Origin of the sequence: Paenibacillus antri (genome assembly GCF_005765165.1) — a bacterium.
In the GTDB taxonomy this organism is placed as follows: Bacteria; Bacillota; Bacilli; order Paenibacillales; family YIM-B00363; genus Paenibacillus_AE; species Paenibacillus_AE antri.
Genome location: NZ_VCIW01000012.1, coordinates 154,617 through 170,639, shown reverse-complemented (window position 1 = coordinate 170,639; position 16,023 = coordinate 154,617). Strand labels below are relative to the sequence as shown.

Sequence of the window (16,023 nt, the reverse complement as noted above, 5' to 3'; positions counted from 1 at the left end):
GTTGGACTTAGTGTATCATGAATATCGTCGGCGCGTCTATCGGAAAGCCATCGCCGCCCGAACCGCCTTGCGCCAGCCCTCGTATAACTCATGCATACGCGCCGGATCGGCGGAAGGTGCATACTTCGCGCCTAACTTCCACTGCGCCGCGATCTCCTCCCGGCTGCCCCAGTAGCCGACCGCCAGTCCCGCCAAATACGCCGCCCCGAGCGCCGTCGTCTCGTTCACGACCGGCCGTTCGACGCAGACGCCGAGCAGGTCGCTTTGGAACTGCATGAGCAGCGCGTTGCCCACTGCGCCCCCGTCGACGCGCAAGGAGCGCAGCCGAATGCCCGAATCCTGCTCCATGACGTCGAGCACGTCGCGGGACTGGTAAGCTAGCGATTCGAGCGTCGCGCGGATGAAATGCTCCTTCGTCGTGCCCCGCGTCACGCCGAACACGGCGCCCCGCACGTCGCTGTTCCAGTACGGCGTCCCGAGCCCGACGAACGCGGGCACGACGTAGACGCCTTCCGTCGAGTCGACCCGGCGGGCGTACGTCTCGCTGTCCGCGCTCGACTTGATCATGCGCAGGCCGTCGCGCAGCCATTGGATCGCCGAGCCCGCGACGAACACGCTGCCCTCGAGCGCGTATTCGACGCGGCCCCCGACGCCCCACGCGATCGTCGTCAGCAGTCCGTGCGCCGACGTCACCGCTTCCTCGCCCGTGTTCATCAGCATAAAGCAGCCGGTGCCGTAGGTGTTTTTGGCCATGCCCTTTTCGAAACAAGCTTGCCCGAACAACGCCGCTTGCTGGTCGCCCGCCGCGCCGGCGATCGGTACCCGCGCGCCGAACATATGATGCGCCACCGTGCGCCCGTACACCTCGGACGAGCTCCGCACCTCCGGCAGCATGGCCGCGGGGACGTCCAGCAATCGTAGTAACTCCTCGTCCCAGCGCAGCTCATGGATATTGTACAAGAGCGTGCGCGACGCGTTCGAGTAGTCCGTCACATGCGCCGCGCCGCCGGTGAACTTCCAGATCAGCCACGTGTCGATCGTGCCGAACAGCAGCTCGCCCCGCTCCGCGCGCTCCCGCGCCCCGTCGACGTGATCAAGCAGCCAGCGCGCCTTCGTGCCCGAGAAATACGGGTCGATCAGCAGCCCCGTCCGCGAGCGGATCGTATCCTCATGCCCGTCCCGCTTCAGCGTCTCGCATAGGTCGGCCGTCTGCCGCGACTGCCAGACGATCGCCCGATGAATCGGGCGTCCCGTCGCCTTGTCCCAGACGACCGTCGTCTCGCGTTGATTCGTGATGCCGATCGCCTCGATTTGCGACGCTTCGAGCCCCGCCTTCGACAACGCCGAAGCGACGACGCCGAGCACGGACACCCATATTTCCTCCGCGTCGTGCTCGACCCAGCCCGGCTGCGGATAATATTGCTTAATCTCCTGCTGCGCCGTGACGACGACGTCTCCCGCGCGGTCGAACACGATCGCCCGCGTGCTCGTCGTTCCCTGGTCGATCGATAAGATGTATGTTCCCGTCATTGCATCCGTCTCCTCTCCGGTTACGCTCTCCCCGCGAAATGCTTCCAAAGCGCCATATCCGTCGTCGTCACCGCCTCGGCGCCGGCCGCGACCGCCTGCTCGACGTCCGCGCCGGAGCGGATCAGCCCGCCCGCGATGATCGGGATGCCCGTTCGTTCGCGGACCTCGGCGATCATGAACGGCAGCACGCCGGGCATCACTTCGATGTAATCGGGCTTCGATCGCTCGAGGAGCTTGTAACCCTTTTCCACCGCGCTCGTATCGAGCAAGAACAATCGCTGAATCGCGATCAAGCCGTTCTGCTTCGTCTTCGCCACCACGCTCGCCCGCGTCGAGATGAGCCCCGCCGGCTTGAACGCCTGGCATAGAAACTCCGCCGCCGCCTCGTCGTTCTTCAGCCCTTCGATCAGGTCCACGTGCAGCAGCGCCTTCTTCCCTCGCGAGCGTATCAGCTCGACGATCGGACGCACCTGCCCGATATGCGTGTCGAGCAGCACTAGGTACTCATAGGGGAGCTCCAGCAGGCGCTCGAGCTGCTTCATGCCGCGAACGGCCGGTAACACCGTCTGCCCTTGGAACGCCACTCGTCCCGCTCCTCTCATGCAAAAAATCACATCGAATTGCAAGCGAACGCTTGTGCAATGGATGTGATCTCCGGATTCTCCTACAAGGTATGAACTTGGTTTCCATTATATTTCGAAAACGAAAACGCTGTCAACGAAAACCGCCGCGTGACGTTCCGCATTACCTTGCGGGGCGTGGTACAATGCTGTATGAAGCGTTTTTTCCCCGGGCATGGTAATGCGGGGGGGTGTCGACGATGCAGGAGACGGATTCGACGAAGCCGGAGCTGGCGCCGGTGCCGATCTGGCGATGCCGCAGCGCCGACTGCAAGGCTTGGGTGCGCGACGAGCTCGTCTCGGAGCCGCCGCCGAAGCGCGGACGCGGCGCGAAGAACGGCAAGGCCGCGAAGACCGCGAACGGTGCAGCTTCGCCCGGCGCGAACGTCGCGCCTTCGAGCGAAGCCGCGACCGAGACCGCCCCGCCGGTCTGCCCGCTCTGCAAAGGGCCTATGCTGCGCGGAATGAAGCATCTGCCGAAGCTCGTCAAGAAGGCTAAGGCGGCCCCGAAGAAGCCGCCGGAGAACGGCTGGCTGCATTGATCGGCTCCGCGAGCGTACGCCTCGCGGCCCGCAGCCATCGAACGAAGCCCCCTGGGAACGGCCGCCGTTCTTTCGGGGGCTTCGCTTCGTTTCGACCCGTCGCGCTTATTTCTCGCCCTAGGAGGCGTTCCGGATATGCTTGCGCATGTGACGTATTATTCCGACGCGTACAAGGTGAAGGGCTATCTCGGGCTGCCGCCCGGCTGCCCGCCGCTCGACTTGGACGCTCTGCAATCTTACATAGCCGATTATCATCGCGTCCCGTTCGAGGCGCTGCCGGTCGAGCTCGTCGCCGCCTCGATCCGCTCCGGTCGGGCGGGCTCGACTCGCCCGGCGGCGTATCCGGCGCTCGTGTACTGCCGCGGCGGCGTCGGCGGCTTCGGGCGCGTGCGCCCGCATTGGGTCGACGCGTTCGCGAGCCGCGGCTTCGTCTGCTTCGCCCCGTGCTACCGGGGCAACGAAGGCGGCGAAGGCCGCGACGAATTCGGCGGCGCCGACCGCGAGGACGTGCACGCCGCGATCCGTCTGCTGCGGACGCTGCCGTTCGTCGACGCGAGCCGCATTACGCTGCTCGGCTTCTCCCGCGGCTCGATCAACGCCGCGCTGACCGCGGCCGCGATGCCGGACGACATCCGCGGCTTGATTGTGTGGGGCGGCGTCGCCGACCTCGCCCGCACGTACGAGGAGCGCGTCGACCTCCGCCGCACGCTGAAGCGCATCCTTGGCGGCACCCCGGCGAGGCGCCCCGAGGCGTTCCGCGAGCGGTCGCCGCTTCACCTCGCGGAGCGGCTGCGCTGCCCGACGCTCGTCGTGCACGGCACGGTCGACGTGCAGGTCGACGTCGGCCACGGCCTCTCGATGGTCGAGCGGCTCCGGGCGCTCGACGCGCCGGTCGACCTGCATCTGTACGAGGGGCTCGGCCACATTTTGCCGTACCCCGTCTTCGACGCGGCCGTCGACAGACTGCTCGCATGGGCGGACCGCCCCGCGAACGGGAAAACCTCCCTCTAATTCCGCCGAAAACTGCAAATTTAGCCACTCTAACGGGAAATCCTCCCTATAATCACCCGATTTCGACCGTTATCGGCCGGAATCGTTCGAATTAGAGGGAGGATTTCCATCTCGTATGGCTCCAGAGGGCGGTCTACCCTTAATTAACGGGAGGTTTTCCCTCCCAGCCCGCGACCTATCCGAACTGCGCCTGGTGCAAGCGGCTGTAGACGCCGCCCGTCGCGAGCAGCTCCTCGTGCCGCCCCTGCTCCGTGATGCCGTCTTCGGTGACGACGACGATCCGGTCCGCGTGCTTGATCGTAGCCAACCGATGCGCGATGACGAGCGTCGTCCGCCCCTCGGACAGCTCGGCGAGCGACTGCTGGATCGCCGCCTCCGTCTCCGTGTCGAGCGCGGACGTCGCTTCGTCCAAGATTAAGATCGGCGGATTCTTCAGGAACATCCGCGCGATGGCGAGCCGCTGTTTCTGGCCGCCGGACAGCTTCACGCCGCGTTCGCCGACGACCGTGTCGAGCCCGAGCGGCTGCGCTTGAATGAACTCCTCGAGCCGCGCCCGCCGCGCCGCCTCGAGCAGCTCCTCTTCGTCGGCGCCGAGCTTGCCGTACGAAATATTTTCCCGAAGCGTCCCCGAGAACAAGAACACATCCTGCTGCACGACCCCGATATTCCGCCGCAGCGACTCGAGCGTCATGTTCCGAATGTCCATCCCGTCGATCGTAATACGGCCTTCGCTCGCGTCGTAGAACCGCGGCAATAGACTGCACAGCGTCGTCTTGCCGGCGCCCGACGGGCCGACGAAGGCGATCGTCTCGCCCGCGCGAATCGATAAGTCGATGCCGCTCAACACGTTCCGCTGCCCCTCGTACCCGAACGACACGCCCTCGTACCGAATGTCGCCGCGAAGCTTCCCGACGGCGACCGCATCCGGCGCGTCCGCCACGTCCGGCGCCGTCTCCATGATTTCGACGAACCGCTTGAACCCGGCGATGCCCTTCGGATAGCTTTCGATAATCGCGTTGATCTTCTCGATCGGCCGGAAGAACACGTTGGTCAGCAGAATGAATCCGACGAATTCGCCCGCGCTCAGCTCGCCGCCGATGACGAAGTACGATCCGCTGACGAGGACGAACACGGACACGAACCGCATTAATAAATAACTGATCGAAAGGTTTACGCCCATGATTTTATACTGCAAAATCTTCGCGTCGCGAAAGCGCAAGTTGTTCACGTCGAACAGCTTCTTCTCGTGGCGTTCGTTCACGAACGCCTGCACGACGCGGATGCCGCCGATGCTGTCTTCGACCCGCGCGTTGAAATCGGCGATATCCCGATACATCCGGTCGACCGCCTTCGTCATCCGCTTGTTCGCGACGATGACGAGCCACATAATGATCGGAATGATCGCGAACGTCAGCAGCGCCAGCTTCCAATTCAGAAACAGCATAAGCACGAAAGCGCCCATCAGCGTCATGATCGCGATGAACAAATCCTCGGGCCCGTGATGCGCGACCTCGCCGATCTCGAACAAGTCCGTCGTCAGACGGGAAATCATATGCCCGGTCTTGTTGTTGTCGAAAAATCGGAACGACAGCTTCTGCATATGCGCGTACAGCGCCTTGCGCATGTCCGTCTCGATGTTGATGCCGAGCTTATGTCCCCAGTAGATCACAATGAAGTTCAAGAACATCGAGATCAAATACAGCGCAAGCAGTCCGAGGCACGCCCAGAAAATAACCTGCCAATTCCCGCTGGGCAGCAGCCGGTCGACGACCTGATTGACCGCGAGCGGAAACCCAAGCTCCAGCACCGCCGCGACGACCGCGCAGGAGAAATCGACGAAGAACAACGTTTTATAAGGCCGATAATACGAAAAAAACCGACGTAACATCCCCATTCCATTCCCTCCGGCGCTTGACAATCGTTTGTTTATTATCAATAATGATAATATAATCAATACCGAACTTATTTCCTATCGAAAAGGATGTCCCCTCATGAACCCGAGCTTCCATGAACAAGAAGTGACCATTCCCGCGGCTTACCCTCTCGCCGCGACGTTGACGCTCCCGGCCGGCGTCTCGAACGATTCGAAGGTTCCCGTCGTCGTCATGGTGCACGGCAGCGGCGACCTCGACCGCGACGAAAACTCGAAGCAGCTGCGCATCAACGCCTTCAAGGAGCTAAGCGATCATATCGCCTCGCTCGGCTTCGCGACGCTGCGCTACGACAAGCGGGGCGTCGGCCGAAGCGGCGGAAGCTTCCTCGAAGCGGGCTTCTTCGACCTCGTCGACGACGCGGAAGCCGCGGTACGGTACGCGAAGTCCCGCTCGGAGCTCGATCAAGAGCGCATCGTGCTGCTCGGCCACAGCGAAGGCAGCATGGTCGCCCCGGCGGTCAACGTTCGCCTTCCGGTTCAAGGCATGATCCTGCTCGCGCCGACCGCCGAGCCGCTGCCGGACACGACGGCCTGGCAGCGAGAGCAGATGTACGAGGAGCTGCGCACGATGAAGGGCTTCTCCGGCTGGCTCGTGCGTCTGCTCAAGGTCGAGAACAAGATCGTGAAGATGAACGACGAGATGATCGCGGCCATCCGCAGCTCCGACGCCCCCGTCGTCAAATACAAGGGCAAGAAGATCAACGCCAAGTGGCAGCGCGACCACGAGCGGTACGACGTGCGGATTCCTCTTCGCGAGATCGCCTGCCCCGTGTTCGCGATCGTCGGCGATAAGGACGTCCAAGTGAAGAAGGACGACGTGAACGGCATCCGCGATCTGGTCCAAGGGCCGTGCGAGACGCTCGTGATCGAGGATATGACGCACCTGCTCCGAAAGACGGACAAAGATCTGCGATTCAGCGTCATCTTGAAGGACTACAAGAACCAAGTCAAGCGTCCGATCGAACCGGAGCTGACGGCGGCCGTCTCCCGATGGCTGAATGCATGGAAGAGCGAGGCGAGGTAAATCCCCGCCCCGCTCTTTTTTTCGGTTATTCCGGAAAGGCGATGACCGAATACAACCGGTTTCTCCGCTCCGGCGAAGGTTCGTTGCGAGCCGCCTCGGCGAACAGCTCGCGGATCGAAGCGAGCAGCCGCAGATGCTCCTCGTCGCTCAGCTGCAGCGCGATCTGCCGATACGAGACGCCGTCCGCGAGCAAGTCGAGCCCGGGCTTGCGTACGTATCGTCCGTATTGCCCGATCAAGTGCGATGCGAACTTCATAAAGAAGGCTAGGTGATCCTCCGGAGACGCCGCCCTTAGATCGTCCGCCGTCAGCTCGGCCGCCCGCTCGGGAAGCGTATACCACCGCTCTACCGTGCCCCGGTTCGGCCGTTCCTCGGCGATCGCGAGCATATTCGCGTCGCTGAGCTTCTTCAGGTGCCGGTACAGCGTCGCCTGCGGCACGTCGGGCAGCAGCTCCTGCAGCTGCTGGGCCGTCTTCGGCGCGCCGCCGATCAGGCACTGGATGATGCGCATGCGTACGGGATGAAGAATCAGGTCCGCCTTTTGCTCCGACATGAATGGTCCCCCCTATTCCATGTATCGTTATCATTATTGAGAATATTACTCTCATTGTATTGCAACGATGCCCGGGGGTCAACCGCAACGACAAAACGCCCGCCGTCGACCGACGGCGAGCGATGCCTGAATTCTATGTTTCTTACGCTTCGATGACCGTTTCCTTAGGCTCCTTCGCAACGGCTTCCCGCTTGCCCTTCACGTCCATCAACACCGGCAGAACGAGCGGAGAACGCCCCATCGTCGTCTCGAAATACGAAGACAACGTCTTGGAGATCGATTCCTCCCAGCCTCTGCGATGGAACTTCTCCTTCTTCTGCAGCTTCGCCACGGAACGCTTCAGCACGCGCGTCGCCTGCGAAATAATATCGCCCGCCTCGCGCACGTAGATAAACCCTCTCGTGACGAGATCCGGTCCCGCCAGCATCTTGTTCTGCGACGAATCGACGACGACGTTGACGATAATGACGCCGCTGTCCGCCAGTTGGCGGCGTTCCTCCGTCACCGAGCTTTCCCATTCGCTGATCGTGCCGCCCTTGACCAACACGGCGCCCGCGTGGATCGGCTTGCCGAGGCGCGCCATCCGCCGCGAGACGTTGAGCGTCTGCCCGTTGTCCATGACGAAGATGTTCGCGCGGTCCATGCCGATTTCCTCCGCCAGCATGCCGTGCGTGACCAACATCCGATGCTCGCCGTGGATCGGCATGAAATACGTCGGACGCAGGAACGAATGCATCAGCTTCAGGTCTTCGCGGCAGCCGTGACCCGACGCGTGAATGTCCATGATCGAACCGGAGATGACCTCCGCGCCCGCGCGGAGAAGACGGTCGATGCTGCGATTCACGTTTTGCGTGTTGCCCGGAATCGGCGACGCCGAGAAAATGATCGTGTCGTCCGGGTAGATGGCCACTTTCTGATGCGAGCCGTTGGCGATGCGCGTCAGCGCGGCGTTCGGCTCGCCTTGGCTGCCGGTGCAGATGATGCAGATGCTGTGGTCCGGGTGACGGTCGATCTGATTGACGTCGATCAACGTCTCCTTGCCCAGACGAATGTACCCGAGCTCTTGCCCGATGCGGAACGCGCGCTCCATGCTTCGCCCGATGATCGCGATGCGCCGGCCCGTCGCCTCGGCCGCTTCCACGACCTGCTGCAGACGGTGCACGTTCGAAGCGAACGTCGCGAACAAGATTCGGCCGCGGCACCCGACGAACGTCTCCTTAATGGCGTTCCCGACCGTCTTCTCGGACGGCGTGTACCCCGGCTTCTCGCTGTTCGTGCTGTCCGCGAGCAGCGCCAGGACGCCCTTGCGGCCGATCTCCGCGAGCCGTCCCCAATCCGTAGGCTTGTCCACCGGCGTCATATCGAACTTGAAGTCGCCCGTATGCACGATGTTGCCCTGCGGGGTTTGCACGACGATGCCCAAAGAGTCCGGAATACTGTGGTGCGTGCGGAAAAACTCGACGCTCATCGAACCGAACCGGATCGTCGAATTCTCGTCGATGATGTTCAGCTCGGTCGACTTCGCGAGGTGATGCTCCTCCAGCTTCGCGCGAACGAAGCCGATCGTCAGCGACGCGCCGTAGATCGGCACCTTCAGCTGTTGAAGCACGAAGGGAAGCCCTCCGATGTGATCTTCGTGGCCGTGCGTCAGGATGATCGCTTTGACCATCTCTTTGTTCTCGACCAAATACCGAATGTTCGGAATGATGTAGTCGACGCCCGGCATATCCGGTCCCGGGAACTTCACCCCCGCGTCGATGACGAGAATTTCGCGTCCGTATTGGATCGCGTACATGTTCTTCCCGATTTCGTCCAAGCCGCCGAGCGCGAAGATCTGCACGTAAGGCGTGCGCCGCTTCTTCGACGACTTCGTCGATTCCGGTTTGCTTTCTGCGATTAGATTCATGCTTTGCTTCCTTTATAATCATATTTTTAGGGCGGTAAAGCCCGATTGGCGGCTAAATGAAGGATACAAACGTTTCCATTATACTTCTTTCTGACCTGCAGTTGTAGTGCCGGGGCGAAAATAGTTGGAAAAGTCTATTCATCTCATAATTCCATATGTATAATAAACCTTTGTTACTACCGGACCCGGCCGACCTGAGAGTGGGAGGCCACACAACAACCTAGAAGAAAGAGAGGACTTCGCTGTTGAATGCATCGCAACTGAAAGAAACCTGGTTTTCGAACGTGCGCATGGACGTCTTGTCCGGCATCACCGTCGCGTTGGCGCTCATTCCGGAAGCCATCGCCTTCTCGATCATCGCGGGCGTCGATCCGATGGTCGGCTTGTACGCCTCCTTCGCGATCGCGGTCGTCATCGCCTTCGCCGGCGGACGGCCCGGCATGATCTCCGCGGCGACGGGCGCCATGGCGCTGCTCATGGTGACCCTCGTCAAAGATCACGGACTCGAATACCTATTGGCCGCCACCGTCGTCACCGGCATCATCCAGATCATCCTCGGCCTGCTGAAGCTCGGCAGATTCCTGACGTTCATCCCGCACTCGGTCGTCATCGGGTTCGTGAACGCGCTGGCCATCTTGATCTTTATGGCGCAGCTGGTTCATTTTCAGGGACAGTCTTGGATCATGTACGCGCTCGTCGGCGTGACGCTCGCGATCATCTACGGGCTTCCGCGCGTCACGAAAGCCGTCCCGTCCGCTCTCGTGGCTATCATCGTGGTAACTATTGTAACCATTACTGCCGGTTTCCATGTAAACACAGTAGGCGACATGGGCCAGCTGCCGACCGCGTTCCCGCTGTTCCACCTGCCTGCGGTGCCGTTCACGCTCGAGACGTTGATGATCGTCTTGCCATACGCGATTCCGCTGGCGTTCGTCGGTATCCTGGAGTCGCTCATGACGGCCACCATCGTCGACGAATTCACCGAAACCAAGAGCGATAAGAACCGCGAAATCCGCGGTCAAGGCATCGCCAATACGATCACCGGCTTCTTCGGCGGCATGGCGGGGTGCGCCATGATCGGCCAATCCGTCATCAACGTCAAGTCGGGCGGGCGCGGACGGTTATCCACGCTGGTCGCGGGCGTCTTCCTCTTGTTCTTGATTCTCGTGCTCGGCGACGTCGTCGCCCGCATCCCGATGGCCGCCCTCGTCGGCGTCATGATCATGGTATCGATCAGCACCTTCGACTGGAAATCCGTGTCCGGGATGAAGAAGATTCCCGTTCCGGACACCGTCGTCATGCTCGCCACCGTCGCGGTGACCGTCTACACGCATAACCTCGCGCTCGGCGTCGGCGTCGGCGTCGTCCTCAGCGCCTTGATCTTCGGCTGGCGCATCGCCTCGAAGATCGACGTCCGCACCGAGCTCGCGCCGAACGGCGCCAAGCGGTATACGCTTCAAGGACAGCTGTTCTTCGGCACGACGTCGGCGTTCGTCGAAGCGTTCGACGCGAAGAACGACCCGGACCGCATCATCGTCGACTTCCGACATATGCACGTCTGGGATCATTCCGCCGTCACCGCGATCGCCAAAGTCGTTCAGAAGTATCGACAGCTCGGCAAAGACGTCCGCATCGAAAGCTTGAACGAAGAAAGCCGCCTGCTCGTCGACAAAGTCGGTCTCGCGTCGCCGTCGGGCCATTAACGTTTGGAAAAAGGGAAGGGCTGCTCTAGCGATCGCGGAGCGGCCTTTCTTGTAGTTCGCGCCGGTACCGCCGCCAATCCCCCGTCGGGATGTGCGTGCAGCCGGTCGGGACTCGCTCGTACACGTAGGTCCATGCCTCCGACGCGCCATGCTCCGTCCGCACGACGCTCCGTACCCGTTCGTACTCGTTGCGCGGGTCGCCCGAACCGTAGAAGTCCTCCAGCTCGTCAAGCGCCTGCAGCGTCTGCTCATCGATGGCGTACAGCTCTCCGAGAACCGTCGATTCGCTCTCTCGCCCCGCCGTCGTCATCGCAGGATATCCGCGCCCCGTATCGTATAATGTTCCTGGGGCGACCGCCTCGGGCGCCACCCGCCGCGCGTCCCGAAGCCACCGATCGTTCGCTTCGCCCTGCAGCAGCGTACCGTATACGAATACTAGAATCCCTTCGCTCTGTCGCATCCGAAGCTCCCCCGCTCGTTCGTACTCCAATCGTATCATGCCGCGCCCGGCGATGCCAATGCGTTCTCTTCCCCCCGCGCTCTCCATTCGTCTCCCGCAGCTCCTTCTCCCCGACTTCCCTTCGCTCAGCTATCCCCTCCTTCTTCTCTCTCCCGACAGCCCTCCCCCCCACTCAGCTCCCCTTACAGGCTCAACCCTTCTCACCAATGCTTCAAGGTGCATGACAGGTACAATCAAGGACCTCGCAACGAACCGATATCTCTCCAAAGCGACGCGAAAAAAGTGAAACCGAGGAAAAGATGGTGCCGCATCGATTCAGTCGTATCTTGATGAATATTGCTTCCGCTTCAACGTTGCCGCGGGAGGAAGTTCGATGACGGAGGAGTTGCTCTGGTTATGCCTGAGACCCAACCTGCAGCGACCGCAGAGCGTCTAATCGCGAAAAGGGCCGCACCCGAGGGCTCGGTCCTTATACGTCGAGCCGGATTTCGCGGCCCGCGCGGGAGGATTCGCGGATGGCTTCGATCAACCGGACGGTCGGCCGGCGTCGATCGCGAGCAGGACGTCCTCAGCTGGCGGCGATAGTTCTCGTGCGAAATCGCGCGCGGGTCGTTGCCGCCCTCGACGGAGACGGCGCTCGGCGGCGGCGGAGGCGCGATGCCGGGCACCGACCGATGGACGATGGCGTTGCCTTCGAGGAACATCGCGCCTCGTTCGCCATATAGCTTCATGGACGGCCGGAAGCCCGATCCTCCCACTAATTGTGCCGCGACCGTCGATGGCCCCCCTTTAGACGGAAAACCTCCTTCTAATCTAGCGATTTCGGCACATATTCGGCCTGAATCGTCAGTTTAGAGGGAGGTTTTCCCTGTAAAGCGGTCCAAACCGGGGCATTCGGCGAAATTAGAGGGAGGTTTTCCCGTTCACAATGGTTTCATAGCGCACACGCGTGAAGGCCGTCGCTGGGAGCGACGGCCTTCGAAAATCGTGAATATGGCTCTACTGCTTCTGCTGCAAGAACGCGTCGATCTGCTTCTGCGCTTCGTCCTTGATCTTCTCTAAGCCCGCGACTCTCGCCTGTTCCATGAAGGTGTTGAACGCTTCATCCACGTTCTTGACCGAGCCCATCATGAACGGCACGAAATATTGCGTCCGGGCGTTGGTGAGCGACGCCACTTCGGTCTTCAGCGTTTCGTAGTTTAGACTCAAGCCGGATAGAGGACTTTGGAACAGAATGTTCTCCTGAATGTCCTTGAGCAATGCGATGTAATCCTCGCTCCAGGAAGCGTAAGCCGGGAATTGGCGCAGGTCGGTGAACCAGAATCCTGCCGCGTCCGGCGCGTATTCGTTCGTTTCGGGCGTCACGCCCGCCGGCAGCTCGTATCGGCCGTCGGCATTAATGACGTAGTGCTTGCCTTCGATGCCGAAATACACAAGATAATTGTAAGATTGCTCGGAGATGATCAGATCCATGGCCATGAGCGTGCGTTCCGGGTTAGCGGCTCCGGCCGGCAAGGAAATCCCGCCGCCCGTCCATTCGCTGGCGATGACTTTGCCTTCGGCATCCACGAACGGGATGATCTCGACTTCCCATCCGTTGGCCTTCGCTTGATCCAAGGTTTGGCGAATCGCGATCGTGTTGGAGAGCCCGAGGCCGGACGTCCCTTGGCCGAAGGCGGTCGAGCTGCCCGTCTTGTTGGAGAAGTAGTTCTTGTTGATATACCCGGCGTCATACCACTGTTTCATGGTGTTCGCGGATTTCAGCATTTTGGATTTGAGCGGTTCTTCGTCGAAATAGAGCAATTTCGCCGTAGGGTCTTCCAAGGAGTATGCCGCGCCGGTTCCATTGATCAACTGGATCTGGGCCTGGCCCTGTTCTTGAACCATCTGGTAGAAGAGACCCTGCATGTCGGAGTTCGTCGAACTGAGCGCGGCGGGAATCATGTCCGGTTCGTTCTTCTTGAGCGCCTCGAAGTACGGCCCCAATTCGGACACATGTTTGATCTCCGGAATGCCGTATTTCTTGCGCAAGTCTCCGCGGATCACGGCGATCGGGATCGCAGGCGAACGCGCCGGCGCCGGCAGCATGTAGATTTTGCCGTTGATTTTCGCAGCCTCGAGTCCTTGTTTGTCGATCGAAGCATAGTATCTCGGCATATATTTCTGGATCATCTCTTCGGTCAATTCCATGAACGCGCCTTTGGTCGCATGCTGGACATAATTCACCCAGTTGGCGGAGAAGATCCAATCCGTGCCGTCGTTGTTCGTCAGAATGAGCGGATATTTGGCGTCGAGCTCGCTAAAGCTGATATAATCGACTTCGAGCGTCGCGTTAATGTCCTTCTTGAGCCGCGTATTCAGCTCCGTCATGACGTCCGGCAATCCCTTCGGAGCCTGGCCGAGCAAATATCCTTTCAAATTCACTTCTTTCGACGTGTCGATCGCCGGTTCGGCCGCCGGCGTCTCGGACGCAGACGACTCGCCCGTCGCCGAATCCGTCGACGTAGGCGACGACGGACTTTCGCTTGTCGCCTCTCCGTCATTGGTGTTGCTGCAACCGGCCAACGCCGTCGCGAGGAGCATCGCCAGAACGATTGCGAGCCCCATTCCCCTTTTCACTCTTGCCATCGAGTACCCTCCTACGAATTGTCTTATTTCCTATTTCGTGGCCTGCCCATCATCGTATGGATGACGCAGGCTGTATGTCAAGAGCGAGGCACCATGGTTTGCCCGCTCCTGCACCCATTCCGTTCAACCTTTGACCGCGCCGATCATGAGTCCCTGGACGAAATACCTCTGGGCCAGCGGGTAGGCCAGAATGATCGGTCCCGTGGACACGACCGTGAGCGCCAGCTTCAGCGACTCCTTCGGCAGTTCTACCGTATAGGACGTATTCAAAATGGCGGAAGTCATCTCGGCGGTGGACATGACGCGGAACAGCACGTATTGCATCGGATACAGCTTCTCGTTCTCGATGAACAGCATCGGCGTCCACCAATCGTTCCAGTACCCGAGCGCCGTGAACAAGCCGATCGTCGCCAGAGCCGGCTTGCTGAGCGGCAGCACGATGCGCAGGAACATCTCGAAATCCCCGGCGCCGTCGATCTTGGCGGACTCCAGCAAAGAATCGTGCAAGGAGCCCTGCATGAAGCTTCGCAGGATGAGAACGTGGATGACGCTGAACATATGCACGAGCACCAAAATCAGAAACGTGTTATCCAAATGAAGGGTATTGTTAATGATGACGTAGAAGGAAGCGAGCCCGCCGTTGAACAGCGTCGTGAAATACAGGAAGAACGACATCTTATTGCGGTACTTCACTTCTTTGCGGTACAGCACGTAGGCTGCCATCGCGGAGAAGAACAGAGCCAGGATCGTACCGAGGATCGTAACCGACAGCGTCACGATATAGGCGTTCAAGATCGCGTCCGGCTCGCGAAACACCAGCTTGTAGGCTTCGAAAGAGAAATCCTTAGGAAAGATCGAGTAACCGTTCTGGAGAATCGAATCCTCCGAGGTGAACGAGCCGGACAGCAGGATGACGAACGGTAGCAGCGTGATGATTCCGAAAAAACCGACGACCGAATAAGAGATCGTATTGAAAATTTTTACATCCAGCGTAGATTTGATTTTCATGGTCATGCCTCCGTCGTACCCGATGGCTTAGAATAGCGAATAATCTTTGTTATACAGCTTCACCGCTCCGTTCGCGGCCAGAATGATGACGAAGCAGAGCACGGATTGGTAGAAGCCGGCGGAAGAAGCGAGACCGAAGTCCGGCATCCCGACAAGCGACCGGAACACGAGCGTATCCACGATATCGGTCGAGTCCAACAGCATCGCGTTGTTGCCGATCAGCTGGTAGAACATTTCGAATTCCCCACGCATGACCCGCCCGAGAGCGAGCAGCACCAGAATGACCATCGTCGGCATCAGGAGCGGAAGCGTGATATAGTAAATTTTCTGGAAGATCGTCGCTCCGTCCATGATGGCCGCCTCATAGCACTCCTGGTCGATGCCCATGATCGCGGCCAAATACAGGATGCTGCCGAACCCGACCCACTTCCACAAATAAAAGAACGGGAGCAGGAAATACCAGTAGCTCGGCGTTCCGTAAATATCGACCGGATCGCCCCCGAACCACTCGATCACCGAATTGACGACGCCGAACTCGTAGTTGAACAGGTTATAAACGAATGCGCCGACGATGACCCAAGAGATGAAGTACGGCAGCAGCATGAACGATTGCGCCGTCTTCTTGAACCACTTGCCCCGCATCTCGGCGATGAATATGGCCACCGCGATCGAGAAGAACGTATACAACGCCAAGAACACGACATTGTAAGCGACTGTATTCTTCGTCACGATCCAAGCCTTGCCCGACTTGAAGAAGTATTCGAAGTTGGACCAACCGGCCCAAGGGCTTCCCCATATGCCGCCCTGGTAGTTGTATTCCTTGAAAGCAAGGACGATGCCCGTCATCGGAAGGTAAGCGAAAATAAGGAAGTAAATCACAATGGGTAAAAACATGGCGTACAATACTTTGTATTTGCGGAATTCATAAAGCGCTTTCAAGTCATCCATCCTCTCCTGCCGCATCTGATATCGCAATCATAAAGCAACGGATCGAATGAATATACGACACGGTTTTGCGATCTTCTTTGTTTTTTTTCGATGTTGCGAAGCGCTCATTTTCTTCCATGCGCGGGTCTGCTACACTGATTCACATAACGGAGGTTCA

General features: G+C 59.9%; 13 protein-coding genes. 4 read left to right on the top strand and 9 right to left on the bottom strand.

Translation table 11 applies throughout. The features are described from left to right. Window positions 1–36 precede the first annotated feature (36 nt). Window positions 37–1,530 (bottom strand): glycerol kinase GlpK, encoded by a 1,494-nt coding sequence (gene glpK, locus FE782_RS18110; RefSeq protein WP_138195646.1) that lies wholly within the window; start codon window positions 1,528–1,530, stop codon window positions 37–39. Window positions 1,531–1,550: 20 nt separating this feature from the next. Next, window positions 1,551–2,114, bottom strand: coding sequence for a glycerol-3-phosphate responsive antiterminator (locus tag FE782_RS18105; RefSeq protein WP_138195645.1), 564 nt, complete (start codon window positions 2,112–2,114; stop codon window positions 1,551–1,553). A 236-nt stretch (window positions 2,115–2,350) separates the two neighbouring features. On the opposite strand from FE782_RS18105, the gene FE782_RS18100 reads away from it, so the two are divergent. Then, on the top strand, window positions 2,351–2,692 hold the full coding sequence (locus tag FE782_RS18100; protein WP_138195644.1) for a hypothetical protein: 342 nt from the start codon (window positions 2,351–2,353) through the stop codon (window positions 2,690–2,692). Window positions 2,693–2,827: 135 nt separating this feature from the next. After that, window positions 2,828–3,703, top strand: coding sequence for an alpha/beta hydrolase family protein (locus FE782_RS18095; protein ID WP_138195643.1), 876 nt, complete (start codon window positions 2,828–2,830; stop codon window positions 3,701–3,703). Between the two features lie 175 nt (window positions 3,704–3,878). Here FE782_RS18095 and FE782_RS18090 read toward each other — a convergent pair whose 3' ends face one another. Further along, the gene (locus tag FE782_RS18090) at window positions 3,879–5,591 is read right to left on the bottom strand and encodes an ABC transporter ATP-binding protein (RefSeq protein WP_138195679.1); all 1,713 of its coding nucleotides are present in this window, start codon (window positions 5,589–5,591) and stop codon (window positions 3,879–3,881) included. Between the two features lie 103 nt (window positions 5,592–5,694). On the opposite strand from FE782_RS18090, the gene FE782_RS18085 reads away from it, so the two are divergent. After that, entirely contained in the window at window positions 5,695–6,660 is a 966-nt protein-coding gene (locus FE782_RS18085; protein WP_138195642.1) for an alpha/beta hydrolase family protein, read from the top strand. A 25-nt stretch (window positions 6,661–6,685) separates the two neighbouring features. Here FE782_RS18085 and FE782_RS18080 read toward each other — a convergent pair whose 3' ends face one another. Next, a complete protein-coding gene (locus FE782_RS18080) occupies window positions 6,686–7,213 on the bottom strand; it encodes a helix-turn-helix domain-containing protein (RefSeq protein ID WP_138195641.1) in 528 nt (175 codons plus the stop codon). A 142-nt stretch (window positions 7,214–7,355) separates the two neighbouring features. Continuing rightward, entirely contained in the window at window positions 7,356–9,119 is a 1,764-nt protein-coding gene (locus FE782_RS18075) for a ribonuclease J (protein WP_138195640.1), read from the bottom strand. 245 nt (window positions 9,120–9,364) lie between these two features. On the opposite strand from FE782_RS18075, the gene FE782_RS18070 reads away from it, so the two are divergent. Further along, window positions 9,365–10,822, top strand: coding sequence for a SulP family inorganic anion transporter (locus FE782_RS18070; RefSeq protein ID WP_202914554.1), 1,458 nt, complete (start codon window positions 9,365–9,367; stop codon window positions 10,820–10,822). Between the two features lie 25 nt (window positions 10,823–10,847). Here FE782_RS18070 and FE782_RS18065 read toward each other — a convergent pair whose 3' ends face one another. From FE782_RS18065 to FE782_RS18050, 4 genes are all read right to left on the bottom strand, one after another. Continuing rightward, window positions 10,848–11,369, bottom strand: coding sequence for a gamma-glutamylcyclotransferase family protein (locus FE782_RS18065; protein ID WP_138195639.1), 522 nt, complete (start codon window positions 11,367–11,369; stop codon window positions 10,848–10,850). 912 nt (window positions 11,370–12,281) lie between these two features. Beyond that, the gene (locus tag FE782_RS18060) at window positions 12,282–13,910 is read right to left on the bottom strand and encodes a DUF3502 domain-containing protein (protein WP_138195638.1); all 1,629 of its coding nucleotides are present in this window, start codon (window positions 13,908–13,910) and stop codon (window positions 12,282–12,284) included. A 123-nt stretch (window positions 13,911–14,033) separates the two neighbouring features. Further along, window positions 14,034–14,918: a carbohydrate ABC transporter permease gene (locus FE782_RS18055; RefSeq protein ID WP_138195637.1), complete on the bottom strand. Its 885-nt coding sequence runs from the start codon at window positions 14,916–14,918 to the stop codon at window positions 14,034–14,036. A gap of 27 nt (window positions 14,919–14,945) precedes the next feature. Then, on the bottom strand, window positions 14,946–15,812 hold the full coding sequence (locus FE782_RS18050; RefSeq protein WP_439116441.1) for an ABC transporter permease: 867 nt from the start codon (window positions 15,810–15,812) through the stop codon (window positions 14,946–14,948). Between the last annotated feature and the right edge of the window lie 211 nt (window positions 15,813–16,023).